The organism is Pseudomonas sp., assembly GCF_032058845.1.
Taxonomy (GTDB): domain Bacteria; phylum Pseudomonadota; class Gammaproteobacteria; order Pseudomonadales; family Pseudomonadaceae; genus Aquipseudomonas.
Window position 1 is genome coordinate 1 of sequence record NZ_DAMCCR010000028.1, and the last position, 19,514, is coordinate 19,514.

16 protein-coding genes are annotated in these 19,514 nt (G+C 65.0%); 8 read left to right on the plus strand and 8 right to left on the minus strand.

Annotated features, from left to right (window positions below; all coding sequences use genetic code 11):
- Positions 1-336: 336 nt before the first annotated feature.
- Together RT028_RS07840 and RT028_RS07845 are read left to right on the plus strand one after the other, a co-directional pair.
- Entirely contained in the window at positions 337-945 is a 609-nt protein-coding gene (locus RT028_RS07840; protein ID WP_312934136.1) for an FMN-dependent NADH-azoreductase, read from the plus strand.
- 312 nt (positions 946-1,257) lie between these two features.
- Positions 1,258-2,280, plus strand: a complete 1,023-nt coding sequence (locus RT028_RS07845; RefSeq protein ID WP_312934137.1) for a dienelactone hydrolase — start codon at positions 1,258-1,260, stop codon at positions 2,278-2,280.
- 78 nt (positions 2,281-2,358) lie between these two features.
- Here the strand turns inward: RT028_RS07845 and RT028_RS07850 are convergent, their stop codons facing one another.
- The 3 genes from RT028_RS07850 to RT028_RS07860 form a co-directional block, all read right to left on the minus strand.
- Complete coding sequence (locus tag RT028_RS07850) at positions 2,359-2,562, minus strand: hypothetical protein (protein ID WP_312934138.1); 204 nt, start codon at positions 2,560-2,562, stop codon at positions 2,359-2,361.
- Positions 2,563-2,627: 65 nt separating this feature from the next.
- Positions 2,628-3,578: a site-specific integrase gene (locus RT028_RS07855; RefSeq protein WP_312934139.1), complete on the minus strand. Its 951-nt coding sequence runs from the start codon at positions 3,576-3,578 to the stop codon at positions 2,628-2,630.
- A gap of 66 nt (positions 3,579-3,644) precedes the next feature.
- A complete protein-coding gene (locus RT028_RS07860; RefSeq protein WP_312934140.1) occupies positions 3,645-5,969 on the minus strand; it encodes an EAL domain-containing protein in 2,325 nt (774 codons plus the stop codon).
- 384 nt (positions 5,970-6,353) lie between these two features.
- On the opposite strand from RT028_RS07860, the gene RT028_RS07865 reads away from it, so the two are divergent.
- Positions 6,354-7,394, plus strand: coding sequence for a DNA-binding protein (locus tag RT028_RS07865; RefSeq protein ID WP_312934141.1), 1,041 nt, complete (start codon positions 6,354-6,356; stop codon positions 7,392-7,394).
- Here RT028_RS07865 and RT028_RS07870 read toward each other — a convergent pair.
- The gene (locus RT028_RS07870; RefSeq protein ID WP_312934142.1) at positions 7,388-7,654 is read right to left on the minus strand and encodes a hypothetical protein; all 267 of its coding nucleotides are present in this window, start codon (positions 7,652-7,654) and stop codon (positions 7,388-7,390) included. The two genes, RT028_RS07865 and RT028_RS07870, sit on opposite strands and share 7 nt — an antisense overlap.
- A 224-nt stretch (positions 7,655-7,878) precedes the next feature.
- Here RT028_RS07870 and RT028_RS07875 point away from each other — a divergent pair, with 224 nt between their 5' ends.
- Positions 7,879-9,444: a sensor domain-containing diguanylate cyclase gene (locus RT028_RS07875; protein ID WP_312934143.1), complete on the plus strand. Its 1,566-nt coding sequence runs from the start codon at positions 7,879-7,881 to the stop codon at positions 9,442-9,444.
- Between the two features lie 63 nt (positions 9,445-9,507).
- Here RT028_RS07875 and RT028_RS07880 read toward each other — a convergent pair whose 3' ends face one another.
- Positions 9,508-10,221, minus strand: coding sequence for an MgtC/SapB family protein (locus RT028_RS07880; protein ID WP_312934144.1), 714 nt, complete (start codon positions 10,219-10,221; stop codon positions 9,508-9,510).
- A gap of 400 nt (positions 10,222-10,621) precedes the next feature.
- Here RT028_RS07880 and RT028_RS07885 point away from each other — a divergent pair, with 400 nt between their 5' ends.
- The 3 genes from RT028_RS07885 to RT028_RS07895 all read left to right on the plus strand — a co-directional run bounded on the left by RT028_RS07885 (position 10,622) and on the right by RT028_RS07895 (position 13,504).
- Entirely contained in the window at positions 10,622-11,125 is a 504-nt protein-coding gene (locus RT028_RS07885; protein ID WP_312934145.1) for a beta-carotene hydroxylase, read from the plus strand.
- A gap of 164 nt (positions 11,126-11,289) precedes the next feature.
- Positions 11,290-12,201 carry an aldo/keto reductase gene (locus RT028_RS07890; protein ID WP_312934146.1) on the plus strand — a complete coding sequence of 304 codons (912 nt, stop codon included), beginning with the start codon at positions 11,290-11,292 and terminating at the stop codon, positions 12,199-12,201.
- Positions 12,202-12,205: 4 nt separating this feature from the next.
- Positions 12,206-13,504, plus strand: a complete 1,299-nt coding sequence (locus RT028_RS07895; protein WP_312934147.1) for an MFS transporter — start codon at positions 12,206-12,208, stop codon at positions 13,502-13,504.
- A 221-nt stretch (positions 13,505-13,725) separates the two neighbouring features.
- Here RT028_RS07895 and RT028_RS07900 read toward each other — a convergent pair whose 3' ends face one another.
- The 3 genes from RT028_RS07900 to RT028_RS07910 all read right to left on the minus strand — a co-directional run bounded on the left by RT028_RS07900 (position 13,726) and on the right by RT028_RS07910 (position 18,550).
- A complete protein-coding gene (locus RT028_RS07900) occupies positions 13,726-15,726 on the minus strand; it encodes a U32 family peptidase (protein ID WP_312934148.1) in 2,001 nt (666 codons plus the stop codon).
- A gap of 101 nt (positions 15,727-15,827) precedes the next feature.
- On the minus strand, positions 15,828-17,930 hold the full coding sequence (locus RT028_RS07905; protein ID WP_312934149.1) for a TonB-dependent receptor: 2,103 nt from the start codon (positions 17,928-17,930) through the stop codon (positions 15,828-15,830).
- Positions 17,931-18,169: 239 nt separating this feature from the next.
- Positions 18,170-18,550 carry a RidA family protein gene (locus RT028_RS07910; RefSeq protein ID WP_312934150.1) on the minus strand — a complete coding sequence of 127 codons (381 nt, stop codon included), beginning with the start codon at positions 18,548-18,550 and terminating at the stop codon, positions 18,170-18,172.
- A gap of 245 nt (positions 18,551-18,795) precedes the next feature.
- On the opposite strand from RT028_RS07910, the gene RT028_RS07915 reads away from it, so the two are divergent.
- Entirely contained in the window at positions 18,796-19,488 is a 693-nt protein-coding gene (locus RT028_RS07915) for a tRNA (adenine(22)-N(1))-methyltransferase (RefSeq protein ID WP_312934151.1), read from the plus strand.
- Positions 19,489-19,514 lie beyond the last annotated feature (26 nt).

The window sequence follows — 19,514 nt, forward strand, 5'->3', positions numbered from 1 at the left end:
CGGCCGGCGGCCGCGAAGCCGCCGGCGGCCACTACTTCGGCGAAGTAGAACAGGTCATTCAGGTCACGGGCGGCGGGCGGGGTACGCAGCGTGGTCATGGCGAAGGCCGGTTTACCGAAAGGGCGGCCATGATAACGATCGCAAAGGCGACAGGGAAAGAGTACAAGTGTGCTCTTTAGGGTTTTGAGGCGACCTCTAGCTACCGAATGGCCGTTTTCGTCCTACTGATAGAACGATGCAGTGCTTATCCGCGGGCTTATCACGGATTGATACCTCCCGTAGGATGCTGATCATCCTGATCGGCCTGCCGATTACCCGTCCTACAGGAGCCCCACCATGAAACTGCTGCACATCGATTCGAGCATCCTTGGCGAACATTCCGCCTCCCGCCAGTTGACCCAGCAAGTGGTCCAGGCCTGGCAGGCCGTCGATCCGAGCGTCCAAGTGACGTACCGCGACCTAGCTGCCGACGCCATCAGCCATTTCTCCGCCGCCACCTTGCTCGCTGCCGGCACCGCCGAAGCGGCGCGTGACGCCGCCCAGGCCCACGAGGCTCAGCTCAGCGCCCAGACCCTGGCCGAATTTCTTGCTGCGGACGCAGTGGTCATCGGTGCGCCGATGTACAACTTCAGCGTGCCCACCCAGCTCAAGGCCTGGATTGACCGCATCGCCGTTGCCGGCCAGACCTTCCGCTACACCGAAGCAGGCGCCGAAGGCCTGTGCGGCGGCAAGAAGGTTGTGCTGGTGTCTACGGCAGGCGGTCTGCATGAAGGCCAGGCCAGCGGCGTCGGCCATGAGGACTTCCTCAAGGTGTTCCTGGGCTTCATCGGCATCACCGACGTGCAGATCGTGCGTGCCCAGGGCCTGGCCTACGGCCCCGAGCACCGCGATGCGGCCCTGCAAGCAGCGCAGTCGCAGATCGCCGGCGAACTGTTCGCCGCCTGATCGCAGCCTTGGCTGTGCCGAACCGGCTGGCGCCGCGAGCGTCCGCCGGTTTTTTTCATCGAGATTTCATCTTCGAGGCGCTGAGCGGCCCTAGGCTGCTATGCATCCAATTGGTTGGCGGTCGCCCGCCTTGCGTCAGCCCCCAAGAATGAGCACTAGCCAACGACCGGCGCCGATCGGAATCTCGGCGCCTGGCGGCGGTCCACTCACTGTGCAGACCGGCTTGCGCTCACGGTCTGCATCACCCCGGCTTACCGACTTGCCGAAAGGTTCTTCGGCACACATCGCCAGATCCTGCACAGGAATCGCCCCATGCGTGCGCCTCGCCAATCCTTTGCCGTGTTGCTGGTCGCCTTGATGACGCCGGTGGTCGATGCCGCCTCCTGGAGCGCCGGAATGCAGACGCTGCAACTGATCGACCCGGTGGACGACCAGCCCATGCAGGCGCTGGCGTTCTACCCCTCCAGTGCGCCGCCGACGCAGATGCACCTAGGTGATTACCAGATAGACGCCGGCGCGCAACTGCCCATCGCAGCGGGGCGTTTCCCGCTGCTGGTGATGTCGCACGGCAACACCGGCAGCCCCTTGGCACTGCACGACCTGGCCACCTCGCTGGCCCGCCAAGGCTTCGTCGTCGTGGCCGTGACCCATCCCGGCGACAACACCCAGGATCACAGCCGCCTCGGCGCACTGAGCAATCTGTACGGTCGGCCTTTGCAGGTCAGTGCGGCCATCAGCGCAGCGCGCGCCGATCCGCGTCTGGGCCTGGCACTGAACCGTGGCAAGGTTGGCGTGATCGGTTATTCGGCCGGTGGCGAAACGGCCTTGATTCTTGCAGGCGCCGAACCAGACCCTACGCGTCTGCGCCAGCATTGCCTGGAGTTTCCTGGCGATGCCGATGCCTGCCACGCTCACGGCGTGCTGCGTGCTGACTACGATGAGCTGGGCCCCGCTGCCGACCGGCGAGTCGGCGCCGTCATGCTGCTGGCGCCGTTGAGCCTGCTGTTTGGCCGTCAGGCGCTGTCAGCGGTGCACGTGCCCGCATTGATCTACAGCGGCGACAACGATCAGTTACTGATGCTGGCACGCAATGCCCAGGCGCTGGCGCGCAAACTGCCCCAGGCGCCGGACTACCGGTTGCTGGCCGGTGCAGGGCATTTCGTGTTCATGGCGCCGTGCGATGCGCAGCAGCTGCAGCGCATGCCTGCGCTGTGCAAGGACGCCGATGGCGTGGACCGGGAAAACATTCACCAGACACTGCAAAGCGAGGCGGGGGCGTTCTTCGGCCAGGCATTGACTCTGCCGCATCTGCAGCGCGTCAGCGATCGGCATTGAGCGCAGCCCGCACGCTGGCAAGCCGACCCCGACCCGCCTGAAACAGGCCGGCCGGATAACGGCAAGGATCAGAGGGGCTTAGCCCCCGGACTGATCTTCTGGCTTGACGGTGTCTTCCGGCCACTCTGGAGGTGGCGGCTGAGGATTGTCGGGATCCAGCTCGGGGTGCTCGGAGTCGGCGGGCGGGCTGTCCGGCGACGGGTGCGCACGCCCCGGTGCTGGCTCGCCGGGATTTTGCAGCACTTCGTCGATGTACGGGTCGGGGGTGTGGGGAGTGGTCATGACCAGGTTCCTCTGAAGGTGTGCGGGGACAATAGAACGTTGGGCCTGCGCACCAACCCGAGGGTTCAGTCTTTCGTCTCCAGCAGCACTGCCGGTGTGCTGACCGCCAGCTCGCCGAAGCGCTGCGCGGCATCGATGTAGCGCAAGGCAGACTTGGCATCCTTCCAGCCCACATAGCTCATGAGCGATTTCAATTCCCAGCCGTTGGCCGTGGCCCAGGTGGCAAAGCCGCGGCGCAGCGAGTGCCCGGTGTACAGCGCCGCCGGCACCTCAGCCCGCTCCAGCATGCGCCGCAGCAAGCCGATCAGGCTGTTGCTGTTGAGCGGTGCGTCGCCGAGGTTGCCCCAGCGGTCGAGCTTGCGAAACACCGGACCGCGGGCCAGGCCGGCGACTTCGATCCATTGCAGATAGGCCGTGACCGGGCACAGCGCCTTCAAGGCCGGCGTACGGTGCTGCACGCCCTGCGCCTCTCGGTCACCCTTGCTGCGCGGCAGGTACAGGCTGATGCCAACACCGGCCTGGGCCTGAATGTGTTCGACCTGCAGACGGGCCAGCTCATCGCCGCGAAACCCGCGCCAGAAGCCCAGCAGCAACAGGGCGCTGTCACGGCGTGCGCGCAGCAGGCCGGGCACGTCTTGCTCGGCCTGGGCCTGGGCAGCCTCGCGCTCGAAGCACGCCACTGCGCTGCTCAAGTGCTGCAACAGCAGGGGCGCGGCCTGGCGCGGCGGCGCTGGGTGCAGGGTGCGGATGCCGCGCAGTACCTGGCGCACCAGCGGGGCTTTGGTCGGGTCGGGAAAACCCTGGCTGACATGCCACTGGCTGAGCGCCGCCAGGCGCTGGCGCAAGGTGCTCACCGCATGCACATCGGCATGGTCGGCCAGGTAGCGGGCGATGCTGTCGGCGGTGGCTGGGAGAAAACCGCCCCAGTGCACCTCGAAATGCTCGACTGCTGCCTGGTAGCTGCGCCGGGTGTTGTCGCGGGTGGCGGCGCGGACGTAGCGCTCGATGTCAGTCATGGTGAGGGTTTCAAGCGGGAAATGCCGCCACCTTAAACCAGTGTCCGGCCACGGCCAAGGCTCGCCTCAATGGGTACAGGCCGCGTCCTCGACGCCATTGAAAGGGGGATACGCCTGCAACTGCTGGGCGCACAGTGGCCGGCTGAAGTGATAACCCTGGGCGATGTCGCAGCCGGCAAGCTTCAGGCACACCAGTTGCTCACGGGTTTCCACGCCCTCGGCCACCACTTCCAGGCCCAGGCGCTTGGCCAGGATGATGGTCGAGGAGACGATCGGGCTGTCGTCGTAGCTGTTGCACAGCGGCGCGATCAGCGTGCGGTCGATTTTCAACTTGCTCAGGGGCAACGACTGTAAATGCGCAAAGCCTGCGTAACCGCAACCGAAGTCGTCCAGGCTGATGCCCATGCCCGCTGCGCGCAGCCGGCGTAGATGCTCCAGCGCCAGGCCCTCGCCGTCGAGCACGGTGGTTTCGGTAATTTCAAGCTCCAGCCGCGCGGGTGCCAGGCCGCGTTCCTGCAACTCGCTCAGCAGGCGCTCACTGAAATCAGCCTGGCGCAGCTGCAACGCCGAAACGTTCACCGCCAGACGCGCCGTGACCGCTTGCACCGACCAACGCACCAGTTCCTCACAGGCCAGGCGTAGCACCTCCCAACCCAACGCGACGATGAACCCGCTGCGCTCGGCCAGACCGATGAAGCGGTCGGGGTACAGCAGGCCAAATGCCGGGTGCTGCCAGCGCACCAGCGCTTCATAGCCGGTGACCTGCAGCGTGTCGAGGCGGATCAGTGGCTGGTAATGCAGGACGAACTGACGCTCGGCCAAGGCGTTGCCAAAGGCCTGCTCAAGGGTGAAGGCCTGGATATCGGCCAGGTTCAGGGAGGGGTCGAAGAAGCGGTATTGCGCGCGCCCGGCCTGCTTGGCCGAATACATGGCGGCGTCGGCGCAGCGAATCAGGCTGTCGATGTGCTGACCATCACGCGGGCAGATGCTGACGCCTACGCTCGGGCTGGTGTTCACCTCCTGGCCGTCCAGGGAATAGGTGGCCGACAGCTTGTCCACCAGCGCGCGGACCCAGGCATCGATCTGCTCCTCGCTGCGCTCACCGGCCAGCAGCACGACGAATTCATCGCCGCCAAACCGTGAGGCCTGGTCGGTGTCGCCCAGCAGGCGCTGGATGCGCCCGGCGACGGCCTGCAACAACAGGTCACCGACCTTGTGCCCGAGCGAGTCGTTGATTGACTTGAAGCGGTCCATGTCAATGAACAGGATCGCCAGCAATTGCCGGCGGCCGCGCTGTACGGTGAGTGCCTGGCTGGCCACTTCGACGAACTGGCGGCGGTTGAGCAGACCGCTCAAATGGTCGGTGGAGGCGGCGTGGCTGCTCAGGCGGTGAGCGTCTTCCAGGCGGCCGATCAACTGCTGGTTGACCTGCTGCGACTGCTCCAGGGCGTTGAAGGCATCCTGGCGCTTCTGCAGCAAGCGCAGGCCCCAGGCCAGGCACGCCAGGATCAGCCCGGTCATGCACAGGTTCAGCCAGAACTGGCGTGCGGATGCAGCACTGGCACCGGCCAGAATCTCCTCATGGCGCTGGCTGACCACCACGCTGAAACCGTGATCGGCCAGGCGCCGGTACAGGCTTTGGTACACGCCGTCGGCACTGGACTGGGTAATCAGCCCGGCCTCGCTGGCACTGGCCGGCAAGGTGGGCAGCAGAGCCCGGCCTCTGGCCGCAACCCCTTGACTGTCAATGCGCAGTCGCTCCTGGCCATCGTCTTGCAGCAGCCGCACCAGGCCGCTGTGGCCCAGTTCGATGTGCTGGAACAGCACCGACAGATAACCCGCATCCAGCTCCACCCACAGAATGCTGTCGATGTCGTCGGTCAGCGGCGCACTCAACGGCAGCATGAACATCAACTGCGGCGCCGGCGACGCACTGCCGGGCTGGAGGTCAAGGTGCGCGAGCAATGGGGTGAAACCCACGTTTTGAACGTGCTGCGCCAGTTGGGTCAGCCAGGCGGCGGGCAGTTGCGGCAGGTCATCCGCCTGACTGCCTGAGAGCAAGCGGCCTTGCCGATCGTACAGCGCCATGCGTGCAAACGCCGGGTCCTGGGCCAGCAGTTGGGCGAGGCTGAAGTCGATGTGGTGCGCGGCGCTGAGGCTGTCACGGGTGACCCGCCCGACGACCAAGGCCCGATCGACCACTTGGCGCAGGCTTTGCGCAACCACGCTGGCGAGGTTCAGGTGCTCGGCGGCTTTGGCCTGCAACGCTTGCTCGCGTGCAGCGGCGCGCTGAGAGAAATGCAGCGCCCAGAGAAAGACCAAGGTGAGGACGCAGAGCGCCACCAAGAGCTGTGGCAATAGGCCTGCGGAGGAAAGGGTGCGGCGTGTCACGGCGGGGGCGTCTCGACAGGGGCGGTGGAGGAGGAAATTACGACAGCGAGATGACAGCCGGATGACTGGTGGCTAAATGCCTTGCCTCAGCGACTCAGGGGCGAGCGCATTCTGCTGGCGACTGAGCGGGGCCTTCAGCGTGCCTTTGCCTCCTGAAACGAGGCCGGCGATGCGTTCTTTAACCCTCTGCTGGCGGCGATGCGCAACCGGGGTTTCGTACTGCAGGCAATGGCTATCCCCAGCCATCGCGATAGAAACGCCCATCTGATGCGATAAGCCGTGATTATTTAATGTCAGAATCCGTTTGATTACGTCCTCTGTTTACTACAGAATCAGTACGTAATTACATAGTACGTAATACAGTACGAAATTGAAGGAGCATACATGGCCAGAGGCGGCATAAACAAAGCGGTGGTGCAGCAGGCACGCCAGTCGCTGATGGCGCGTGGTGAGCACCCGAGCATTGATGCGGTGCGCGTCGAACTCGGCAATACCGGCTCGAAATCCACCATTCATCGCTACCTCAAGGAGCTGGAGGCCCATGAACCCGCCGGCTTGAACGGCGTGCAATCGCTCAGCGACCAGCTCGCACAACTGGTTCAGCAACTCGCGGTCCAGCTTGAGCAAGAGGCGCAGGCACAGTTGCTCACCGCGCAGGCTGCGTTCGAGGAGCAGGCTGGGCAGTTGCAGATTCAGCTGGATCTGACTCAGCAGGCCCTGGCAGCCGCTCATCAGCAGCAGGAAGTACAAGCGGCGGCGCTGCAGGCGGAATCGGAAAGGCTCACCGAAAGCAAGGCTTCGCTGCAGGCCGAGCAGTTGCGCAATGCGAGCCTCAACCAGGCGGTGGGTGAGCTTCAGGTGCGGCTTGCGGACAAGGACGAGCACCTGCACTCACTCGAGGAGAAGCACCGGCATGCCCGTGACGCCCTGGAGCACTACCGCGCCGCTACCCGTGAGCAGCGCGAGCAGGATCAGCGCCGTCATGAGGGCCAGGTGCAGCAATTGCAGGTCGAATTACGCCAGGTACAGCAAAGCGTGATCATCAAGCAGGATGAACTGACGCGCCTGCACCGCGACAACGAGCGGTTGATGGCCGAACAACGCCAGGCAGCAGTGCAATTGCAGCTGCGTGACGAGCACCTGGAGCAGCGCGATGCGCAGATCGATGGCTTGCGCTCGATGCTGTCGCAAGTCCAGGGCGCCAGTGACGAGCTGCGCCGCCAGGTCAGCGGGCAAGCGCAGGTGCTCGAGCAGCGTCAGGGCATCTGTACCGAACAGGCACGGCAACTGGAGCGATTGGGCGCTGAGGTGCAACGGGTCAACGAGGCGTGGCAGGCGAGCAGGGAGGAGGTCGAGGCGTTGAGAGAAAAGGCGTCAGTCGAAGCGGCCCCTCGTCTGGGCAAGGGGCCGGCATCCGATCACTGATCGGCTGTTTTTTCAGCTTCAGCACGTTGGGCGGCATCGACGCCGGAACTGGACAATTTGATCGGGTAATTGACACTCACCTGGTGCTCATCGACCTCAACGCTGCCGTCATGAATCAGCCCTTGATCCTGCAGGGTCTTGAGCATGCCGGCGACGGCTTTCTCGCCGCGGTAATTGTCGAGAATTTCCTTGCCCAGCCCATGGGGATGGGCGTGCAGCAGACGCGTGAGCAGTTCGGATTGCAGTGCTGGGTTGCTCATGTAGTTACCTCAAAAGTGGGTTCATCAGAACAGCGATGGCCGCCATGTGCACTGCGGTTGAGCGCTTTTACACGCAAACGTTTGATTTTTTTCTGCCGGCGCAGCGCCGGCTTCGGAAGGAACCGTGCCGATCCGCTGCGGTTCCCATGCATCACAGACGCTGCGCTGGCGCGCTGCCAGCGCTATAGTCAGGGCCGCGAAAGGCTCCAAGAACAGGGATTGCAATGCGTTCAGGCAAACAACAGGACGACGAAGGGCTACTCAGCGCGACGGGCGATGCACGCGCGGTGCCGCTGTTCCGCCTGGTTGCCAGTTTCATGGTCGTGGTCATGCTGACCTTCTTCACAGTCGAAGGCTGGCGCATCTGGCGCGACTACCGGCACGCCTTGCTCAATGCGCAAGACGCCGTCAGCAACCTGGCGCGCGCCACCGCGCAACATGCCGATGACGCCATCCGCCAAGTCGATGCCATTACCGCGGCGCTGGCCGAGCGGGTCGAGGGTGATGGCCTGGCCCACCTTGACCGCAAGCGCCTGCACCGTCTGCTGCACCAGCAGGCCGAGATCATGCCGCAGTTGCATGGGCTGTTCATCTACGACGCCCAGGGCTACTGGCTGGTGACCGACAAGACCTCGGTGCCGCCCAATGCCAACAACGCCGACCGCGATTACTTCGTGTACCACCGCACGCACACCTCGCGTGAAGTACACATCGGCTCGGTGATCAAGAGCCGCTCCACCAATGACCTGATCATTCCCATCTCGCGCCGGCTCAACTACCCCGACGGCAGTTTCGCCGGGGTGTTGCTGGGCACGATCAAGGTCGACTGGTTCGTCCGCTACTATGGCGACTTCAAGATCGATCAGCGCGGCGCGCTGGTCCTGGCCAAACGCGATGGCACGATCCTGGTGCGCCGGCCGTTCAGCGAAAAGGTGCTCGGCCGCAGCCTGGCGCAGAGCGACATCTTCCTCAAGCACCTGCCATATGCCGACCAGGGCGTGGCCGAGGCCAAGGCCGTAGTGGACGGCACGCAGCGCATCTATGGCTATCGCGCGCTGGCGACGTACCCGCTGGTGGCCGAAGCCGGGCTGTCGCGCGAGTCGATCATCGAGCCGTGGCGCCACGACATGATCAAGAGCGTGCTGGTGCTGTTGTTGCTGCTGATCGGATTGTCGGCGTTTGCCTGGATCGTGCTGCGCCAGCTGCGGGAACGCATTGCCATCGAACGCGCATTGTTGCAGGCGCACCAGACGCTCAGGGCGCTGGCGCTGACCGACAGCCTGACGGGGCTGGGCAATCGCCGGCGGCTGGACAAGGTCATGGAATCGGAGCTGGGCCGGGCACGGCGTCAGGATTACCCGGTGGCGGTGGTGATGCTCGACCTGGACTACTTCAAGCGTTACAACGACCGCTACGGCCACCCGGCCGGTGATCAGTGCCTGCAACGGGTCGGCGAGGTGCTGCAGGCCGCCATCAAGCGTCCGGGCGATCTGGCCGTGCGCTATGGCGGCGAAGAGTTCACCCTGCTGCTGCCCGATACCACGGCGGATGGGGCCTCGACACTGGTGCAGGAGATTCTGCAGACCCTGCGCCGGCTCGCCATCGAGCACGGCGCCAGCCCCCTGGGCATCGTCTCGATCAGTGCCGGCATCGCGGTCGGCCAGCCGGCGCATCAGTCGCTCACCGTCGCGACGCTGATGGCGGCGGCCGATGCGGCGTTGTATGAGGCCAAGGCACAGGGGCGGGATCGGTTCTGCCTTACCCAGGAGATTGCTGAAGGGGCAGTCTGAACCGGGCCGGGTCAGTGACTGAAAGCGGCACTGGCCTTGGCCACGGGGCGATATCAACGTGCCTCAGTCGACCGCCGGTGCCTGGGTCAGCAGTTGCCAGCGTACCGACGTCACACCTTTTTCCAGGCTGACCCGGCTGACCATGCGCTCCAGCTGCAGCGGCGCCTGGGCCCCGCCAAGCAATTGTGCGCGCACTTCGAGCCGCTCGCTGATGGCCAGGTCTTCGCTGTGCAATGACTGCAAGCGCAGTTCAGGATCGCTCAGGCTATGCAGCATCAGGCTGCGCACCTGAATTTCATCCTCGGCGCGGCAAATCACCCGTACCTCGAAATGCTGCTCGACCTCACTGGCCGGAACCACGTCTTGACGATCGAGGCGCTGCGCCACTTCACGCAGCAGAATGTTGGCGCACAGCACCACCAGGCTGCCGAGTGCGGCCTCGAGCAACAGACCGAGGCTGCACAGCACGCCGACGGCGGCCGTGCACCACAGGGTGGCCGCGGTGTTCAGGCCGCGCACGTTCAGGCCATCGCGCATGATCACGCCACCGCCGAGAAAACCGATGCCCGAGACGACATAGGCGGCAACGCGTGAGGCGTCTGCCGCCTGCATGCCCGGCACAGCCTGGGTCATCAACACGAACAGACAGGCGCCGGTGCTCACCAGCGCATTGGTGCGCAGGCCTGTGAGGCGTTGACGCAGTTGACGCTCGGCACCGATCAACGCACCGAGCAGCAGCGCGGTGGCCACGCGCTGCAGGAAGATATTCCATTCCATAGCAAACCTCTGAGCGGGCGATTGCCCACGGTATCGCCGCAAAGGGCGCGGCAAGGGGGTGAAGCCAGAGATGCGCAGGGCCCGAAGGGCACGGAAGGGAAACCAGGGCCTGGAGGCCAGGGAGACCAGGGTCGAGGGACGCCGACCCTGGCAGCAGTACTGCCGGACTAGCGCGCCCTGTGGGCCTGTCGCAAACGACTGGGGCTACTGTCCAATGCAGGACTCCTGTGTGGGGATGCAAATGTGCGAGGCGGACCTTACGGACGTCCCTGCTCGGGGTCAACGCCGGGGGCCGTTCCTTGGAGAAAATTCGGAAAGGTCCTACACGATGAGCGCGTTGGCAGTGCCAGCCACCGCAGTGGTAATCTCTGCACCCCCTCGCTTTTCCGCGGACCCTCACATGCTGTACAACCTCGCCGTCCTGTTCGGCACCTTGCTGGCCATGGAGGGCGTCGGCACCCTGGCTCACCAGTACGTCATGCACGGCTGGGGCTGGTGGCTGCACCGCTCGCACCACGAGCCGCACCTGGGCATGCTCGAACTCAACGACGTCTACCTGCTGGCCCTGGCGCTGATCGCTGCCGGACTGGTGGCACTGGGCAAGGCCGGACACGCGCCGCTGCAGTGGGTAGGCGGCGGAGTGGCGGGGTATGGCGTGCTCTACGTGGTGCTGCACGATGGCCTGTTTCACCGTCACTGGCCGCGGGCCCCGCGACCGCTCAACCGCTACCTGAAACGCCTGCACCGCGCGCATCGTCTGCATCACGCGCTCAAGGGGCGGGCCAGTGTGTCGTTCGGCTTTTTCTATGCACCGCCGCTTGAGGTGCTAAAACGTCAACTGCGGCAGCGGCGCAGCCTGCCAAACCACCACCACACAGCGTCCAGCCCGCGCCGCGAGCGCTAAGCACGGGCGGTAGCGCGCCCCGATGGCCGTGCGCTGCCTAACCATCGCACCCTGTTAACCCTGCGGTCTGCCATCCAGCGAGACATTCAGATACAGATACGCTTCAACATCGCCATTTCGACAGCTAGCCTTGGAAGTTTCCGCCTTGTTATTGGAGACAGTCCATGTACGGACGCCGCGATGTCCTACGCGCCAGCGCTGCCCTGGGCCTGCTCGCCGCCAGCCCGTGGCTGACCGCGGGATCGGCCAGCAGCCCGCTGCTGACCCGCACGATCCCCGCGAGTGGCGAGGCGTTGCCGGTGATCGGCGCCGGCACCTCCGGCAGTTTCGAGGTCGAACCTGGCTCAGCGGCGTATCAGCAACTGCAAAGCGCGCTCGCCGCCTTTTTCGCCGGTGGCGGGCGGGTGATCGACACCTCGCCCAACTATGGCGGCGCTGACGCCGTACTGGGTCAGCTGCTCGAAGAAGGCGGCTGGCGCGCACAGTGCTTTCTGGCGACCAAGATCGCTGCCGACAGCCGCGAGGCCGCTGAGCGACAGTGGGCTGGCACGCTGCAGAGCCTGCGTACCGACAAGGTCGAGCTGCTGCAGATCCATAACCTGCGCGACTGGCAACGCCAGCTGCCCTACGCCCGCGAACTCAAGGCGCAAGGCAAGACTCGCTACGTCGGCATCACCCATTACCTCAACAGCGGCCATGCCGAGGTGGCCGAGATCGTCCGCCAGCAACCCCTGGACTTCGTGCAGATCAACTACGCAGTCAATGCCCCGCAGGCGGCCGAGACCTTGCTGCCCCTGTGCCAGGCAAAAGGCGTGGCCGTGCTGATCAATCGCGCCTTCGATGACGGTCGCCTGTTCGCCAGGGTCAAGGATCAACCCTTGCCTGCGTGGGCTGAGCAGCTAGGGGTGGGCAGCTGGGCGCAGCTGTTTCTGAAGTTCGCCATCAGCCATCCGGCGGTGACTGCGGTGATTCCCGCCACCGGTCGACCCGATCGACAGCTCGATCAACTCAAGGCCGGGCAGGGGCCGCTGCTCGATGATGCCCAGCGCCGCCTGCTCATTCAGCAGTTCGCCTGAGCCCATGCCCGGCCTGCGGCAACGGCTGCGCCATTGGCTGAACATCACCCCAGGCGAGACCCCGGCGGTGGCCGCCGGGCTGGCGCTGTTCTATCTGCTGTTCTGCGGCTACTTCATGTTGCGCCCAGTGCGTGAAACCCTGGGCGTGGCCGGCGGCATCGACAATCTGCAATGGCTGTTCACCGGGACCTTCGTCGCCACCCTGGTCTGCCTGCCGCTGTTCGGCTGGCTGGCTTCGAAGGTGCGCCGGCAACGCATCCTGCCCTGGACCTACGGCGTGTTCGCCAGCCACCTGCTGCTGTTTGCCTGGTTGCTGGCCCGCGACCCGGACGGGCTGTGGCAGGCCAGGGCGTTCTACATCTGGCTCTCGGTGTTCAACCTGCTGGCGATTTCCCTGGCGTGGAGCGTGCTGGCGGACCTGTTTTCCAGCGAACAGGGCAAGCGCCTGTTCGGTCTGCTGGCCGCCGGCGCCAGCCTGGGCGGGCTCAGCGGTCCTATTCTCGGCACATTGCTGGCGGCACCGCTGGGCCATGCCGGGCTGCTGGTGTTGGCCGCGCTGTTTCTGCTCGGCAGCATCGCCGCCGCGCATTATCTGCAAGGCTGGCGTGCTCGTCGGCCATTGCCGGCGCAGGTCGCGCACCCCGTCAGCAAGCCGCTTGGCGGCAATCCCTGGGCGGGCGCCACCGCCGTGCTGCGTTCGCCTTATCTGCTGGGCATCGCGCTGTTCGTGGTGTTGCTGGCCAGCGTCAGTACCTTTCTGTATTTCGAGCAGGCGCGCATCGTCAGCGAGACGTTCAGCGATCGCACCCGGCAAACCCAGGTATTTGGCCTGATCGACATCGCCGTGCAGAGCCTGGCCATCCTCACCCAACTGTTCTTCACCGGTCGGCTGGCGCGGCGCCTGGGGGTCGGCGTGCTGCTGATGGGCGTGCCGTTGCTGATGGCGCTCGGCTTCGTTGCACTTGCGCTGGCGCCGACCTTTGCGGTGTTCGTGGGGGTGATGGTGCTGCGCCGTACCGGGGAGTACGCGCTGGTGCGGCCTGGACGCGAGATGCTCTTCACCGTACTGCCCGCCGAAGACAAGTACAAGGCCAAGAACTTCATCGACACGGTGGTCTACCGCGGCGGCGATGCCCTGAGCGGCTGGCTGAAACGGGGGCTCGACCTGATGGGCGAGCATCCGCATGCCGCCATGCTGATTGGCGCGGTGCTGGCTGTGGGGTGGGGTATGAGCGGACGCTGGCTGGGGCGGCGTCAGGAGACACTGGAAGCGGCCAGGCAAACCCTGCGCCCTGACACCTGAGCGAATACGGGCCAGCGTGGCCTCAGCGTTGACCCGCCAAGCCGGATCGATAGCACCAAGGCCCGTTGCTTCGCTCATTGCACCTGGAGCAGTTCCGCTGCGACCGGGCCTGGAACGGCCCCAGTCACTTCTACCCTTTGCTCTCGGCCCGTTCGATCGAGGCCCATGTCAGATTCAGAACCTCAGCGCAAGTGAGTGGACCTGCGCTTGACCAGCATGCTTCAGTGCGGCGCGCGGTGAATGGTCTTGAGCAGATCCTCCGGGCTGATGTGCCCGACCACCTGCGCCACCGCGCTGCCCGGGGTCGGCAGGTCGATGATGTGGTGCTTCATCTTGCCGATCACGTGCATCTCGCATGGTTTGCAATCGAACTTCAGGGTCAGCACCTCGTCGCCTTGCACCAACTGCATCGGCGCCACCTTGGTACGCACGCCGGTGACGCCCTTGGCCTGCTTGGGGCACAGGTTGAAGGAGAACCGCAGGCAATGCTTGGTGATCATCACCGGCACCTCACCATGCTCCTCGTGCGCCTCGTAGGCAGCGTCGATCAGCTGCACGCCGTGGCGGTGGTAGAAGTCGCGCGCCTTCTGGTTGTAGACGTTGGCCAGGAACGACAGGTGCGCCTCGGGGTACACCGGCGGGGGCGTGGTCTCGGCCTTGCGGGCACCGCGCGGATGGGCCTGTACACGCGCCTCGGTCAGCCCCTCGACCGCCTCACGGCGCAGGGCCTTGAGTTGCGAATTGGGAATGAAGAACGCCTCCGGTGCATCCAGCTCGATGGCGGTGGCGTGGTACTGCGTGGTGCCCAGCTGGCCGAGCAGGTCATGCAACTGGTCCAGCGCCTGCTGCGGCTTGTTGGCCGGGCCGAAGGGGCCGTCCAGGCGCACCTGCACGCTCACGCCTTCTTCGCTGATGGCCGTGAGCAGCAGGTGCGAGGCGCGCAATTGCGCTTCCCAGCGTACGCCCACGCGGCGTTCGGCCGAGGTGCGCTGCAGCGCCTGCTGCCAGTTGTGGTCGAGGTTGCGTGACAGCGGATGGTTCGGCCGTAGTTGCTGCAGCCCGGCAGGCATCTCGTTCGGCTCGACCCGGTAGCGGTAACGGGGCTGGCCATCTTCCTCGGAGGTGGAACGCAGCTCGGCGATGTTGGCACGAAAGCCGATGACTTCGCGCTTGACCAACACGTTGAGCCCGTCGCCATTGGACAGCGGCACCTCGGTAACCACCTGCAGGTCGCGCTTGCCGACTTTCTCGACCACGCCTACGGGCAGGCCGGTGAAGGTCGGGGAGTCGAACGCGCCGATATCGATCTTGCGGTCGCTGACGAAATAATCGGTGCTGCCGCGGTGGAAGGTCTTGTCCGGGTCGGGCAGGAAGAAGTGCTCGGTGCGCCCACTGGAAGCGCGGGCCAGGGCGGGGCGGTCTTCGAGAATAGCGTCCAGCTCGCGGCGGTAGTGGGCGGTGATGTTCTTCACGTAGCCCATGTCCTTATAGCGGCCCTCGATCTTGAACGAGCGCACGCCGGCGTCGACCAGGTCACGCAGGTTGGCGGTCTGGTTGTTGTCCTTCATCGACAACAGGTGCTTCTCGAACGCGACCACGCGGCCCTGATCGTCCTTGAGCGTGTACGGCAGACGGCAGGCTTGCGAGCAGTCGCCACGGTTGGCACTGCGCCCGGTCTGCGCGTGGGAGATGTTGCATTGGCCGGAAAACGCCACGCACAACGCGCCATGAATGAAGAACTCGATGGCAGCGTCGGTCTCGCCGGCGATCGTGCGGATCTCCTGCAGGTTCAGCTCCCGGGCCAGCACCAGCTGGGAGAAACCGGCCTGGTCGAGAAAACGCGCACGCTCCAGGGTACGGATGTCGGTCTGCGTGCTGGCGTGCAGCTCGATGGGCGGAATGTCGAGTTCCATCACGCCCAGGTCCTGCACGATCAAGGCATCGACGCCAGCATCGTAAAGCTGATGGATCAGCGCACGAGCCGGCTCCAGCTCATTGTCATGCAGGATGGTGTTGATCGTGGTGAAGATGCGCGCGTGGTAGCGACGGGCAAACGTCACCAGCTCAGCGATGTCCTTGACCTCGTTGCAGGCGTTGTGCCGCGCGCCGAAGCTTGGGCCGCCAATGTAGATGGCGTCGGCGCCATGCAGGATCGCTTCACGAGCGATCGCCACATCACGGGCGGGGCTGAGCAGTTCGAGGTGGTGCTTGGGTAGAGACATATCGTTATAGGTTTGGGCTGGTCACGGTCGAGGCGGGGGATTGTAGCGGCGAATTGCCCAGGCAGCACCCTCGGGCTGCCCAAGTGCCAAAATCTCAACCGCTAGAACTGATACTCCAACCCAGCGCCCGCATACCAGGCCCGGCCCGGTGCTGCCTCATAGAACCGCCCGTTACGGTCCCCGACGATGACCGAACCCACATACTGCCGGTCCAGCAGGTTATCCAGCCGCACCATCTGGTTGAACGTCCACTGCCCGACATGCTGCTCGAACCGCGTTCGCCAGTTGAACACGGTATAACCCGGGGCGACGTGGGACTGGTTGCTGTCCTCCACATAGACCTTGCTGCGCACCTGGCCTTCCAGGCCCATGCTGATGCCTTCGTGCGGCGTCCATACCAGCTCGGCGAACAGGTTGCTGCGCGGCACACCTGGCAGCTGGTTGCCTTTGTCGATGACGGTGCCGCTCAGCTCGAAGGCCTGATCGTAGGTGGCATCGAGGAAGGTGTAGGCGAGGTTGGCCTGCCAATGCTCGCTGAACTCGCGCTGCGCGCTCAGCTCCAGCCCCCGGCGCAGGGTCTTGCCGGCGTTGCGGTAGCTGGTGCGCCCGTTACTGGAAGCATCGACCACGATCTCGTCCTGGGTACGGATCTCGAACACCGCCAGGTTCACCCGCGTTTGCGCATCCGGCCGCACCTTCAGGCCCACCTCGTACTGCGTACTGGTAGCCGGTTCCAGGCCGAAGTTGAAGGCCCCGGCTGCCCCCGGTGCGTAGGCCATTTCGGCCTGGGTCGGGGTTTCCACCGCCTTGCCGAGGCTCACATAGCCCTGCAGGTCCGGGGTGAAGGCATACATCAGCGACACACTGGGCAGGGTGCGCTGATAGGTCTTCGAACCACTGGAATCGCCATCGCCGAGGAAGCGGTCATCGACCTGCATGCGCATGCTGCTGCGCCGCAGGCCCGCGTCGAGGGTCCAGCGCTGTAGCGTCCAGTGCGCCTGTACATAGGGGTCGAGACTGGTGGCAGTGTCGGCTTCCTTGCGCCGCAGTTCACCTTTCACGCCCAGGGTGCTGCCGTTGAAGTTCTGGAATCCACGGCGATCATCGCGGCTGCGGTCGTAGTCCAGCCCTGTGGTCACGCTCAGCTCACCGGGGGCGCTGCTGATGGGCTGGATCCAGCGCAGGGTGCCGCCATGGAATTCGCGGTCGAAGTCGACCACGCCGCCACCGCGCTCGTTGGCGGGCGTATTGCGGGGAATCGACAGGTACTGGATCACGCTGCGCTGCCCGCCATACAGGTTGAACTGCAACGTGGCATCGCCGAACGCGCGCTCATAGTTCATGCCCAGTTGCTGGTGATGAATGCTCTTGCGCGTGTTGTAGGCTTCGGCCACCGTCGACACCGAGCGCGGGTCCTGCTGATAGGCCTCCCAGGTCTGCCCGAGCGGGTCTTGCGTGCCGTTCTGCTCCAGGGTACTGGCGATCAGGGCCAGGCGGCTGTCTTCATCAGGGTTCACGTGCAGCTTGGCAAAGGTCTGGTCACGCCGCGCGGCGCTGTGGTCGCGGTAGCCGTCAGTGTCCATCCGCGAAGCGTCGACGATGAAGCCGGCCTGCTCGTTACCGCCTTCGCCATACACCCGGTTCTTGATGAAGCCGTCGCTGCCGAGCGTGGTCGCCGCGCCAACCTTGGGCGGGCCGCTGCCGTCACGGGAGAACATCTGGATCACGCCGCCGGCGTTGCTGCCATAAATCGCCGAGGCCGGGCCGCGCAGCACTTCGATGCGATCGGCAACGTCGAGATTGAGCGATGCCGCCTGGCCCTGGCCGTCCGGGGTGCTGGCGGGAATACCGTCGCTGATCAACTTCAGGCCGCGGATGCCGAAGGCCGAGCGGGCACCGTAGCCGCGCGAGGAAATCTGCAGGTCCTGGGCGTAGTTCTGGCGGTTCTGCACCACCAGCCCCGGTACGCGATTGAGCGCCTCGGACAGGTTGACGCCGAGCTGACCCTCGGCAAACTGCGCGCGCTCGACCGTATCGACCGAGAACGGCAGGGCGAAGCTGGCGCTGGGCGCATAGGTCCCGGTCACCACGATGGGCTCGAGCAGCGTCAAGGTTCCGGGTGTGTCGGCCCAGGCAATGCCGCACAGCCCGAGGCCGGGCAGCAGGGCGGTGAGCGGACGGCGCCAGGAGAAAGGAGGGGGCATGCGTAGAGTGTCCTGCAATAAAAAGGAGCGATTCGGCTGGGGCGTTTGGGGTATGGACGCGGCTTTACGCGTGAGAAAGCTGTTGGCAGCGCGGTCAGGCGACTCATCGCAGTCGCCCTGAATCCTCCGCGAGCGCCTGGGCGCCTGCTCATGACCGGGTAAGCCGGCGCCCTAGGGGCTGGGCGCTACCTGAGCTGTACGAGACCGTTCCAGCAGCGTGCGTAACAGCCGATGTGACTTCAGGCCTTGGCCGCCATGGCCGTGACTTCCACGCGCATGCCGTCGAAGGCCAGCGCCGCCACGCCAACGGCCGCGCGCACCGGCCAGGGTTTGGCAAAGAAGCGCTGATAGACCGCGTTGAACGCCGCGCGATCGGCCATGTCGGTGAGGTAGATGGTCAGGTGGACCACGCGATCCAGGCTGCTGCCGGCGCGCTCGAGGGCGTCCTTCAGGGCCTGAAGGGTGCATTCACACTGGGTGGTGATATCGCCCAGCTCCAGGCTGCCATCGGCGCGGGTCGGAATCTGCGTGGTGACCAGCAGGCCGTTGAACTCAGCGACATCGGACGAGATCGAGTCGGCGTCGCTGTCGGGGGTGAAGGTGATGTCGTGATGGGCCATGGAAATCCTTGCCGGTGTGAAGGGAAAGCCGTCAAGCGTACTGGAGCAGCCTGCTGCGGTCGAGGTTCGCGTCCTCTGTGCGTTGTGAGGGCGCAAACAGTCAGCCAGCGCCGTGCTCGCCACTACGGGAGACCGGGTGGCCTCAGCAGCGACCGAGACAGGCCGCTCGCCGCACATTGAATTACGCACGTCAGGCCGTCAGAATCGCGCCCCTACACGCGTCATGCCAAGCAGAGAGGCCAGGATTGAACGAACAGACACTGTCGCGGCGACTGGAACGCGTCGCTGCCCAGGTGCCACAGGGCGCACGCCTGGCCGACATCGGCTCCGACCATGGCTACCTGCCGATTGCGTTGAAACTGCGCGGCGTGATCGACAGCGCAGTGGCCGGGGAGGTGGCGCTGACGCCGTATCTCTCGGCCCAGCGCAAGGTGCGCAAGAACGCGCTGCAAGCGGTGATCGACGTGCGCCACGGCAGCGGTCTGACGGTTTTGCAAGCCAGCGACCGCATCAGCGTGGTGACGATGTGCGGCATGGGCGGGGAAACCATCCGCGACATCCTCATCGAGGGCCAGCAGCACCTGAGGGGCAACGAGTTACTGGTGCTGCAGCCCAACGTCCGCGAGTGGGTGGCGCGTGGCTGGCTGGCCGAGCATGGGTACCAGATCATTCACGAAGAGATGCTGGAAGAGAACGCCTTCACCTATGAAGTGATCGTCGCCCGCCGCGCCCAAGGGCCGCGCTATACCCCTGAGCAATGCTACTTCGGCCCGTTGCTGATGGCCGAGCGCAGCGCGCTGTTCCTCGCCAAGTGGCGGCTCAACCTGCAACGCAAGCAGCGAGTCATGGCGCATTGGCCCAAAGCCAAGGATGTACCGTCGTCCAAACGCGAGGAAATCGGTCAGCAGGTGCGCTGGATCACCGAGATGCTGGGCTGAGTGGGTAGCGAGTCAGTCGTGATGAC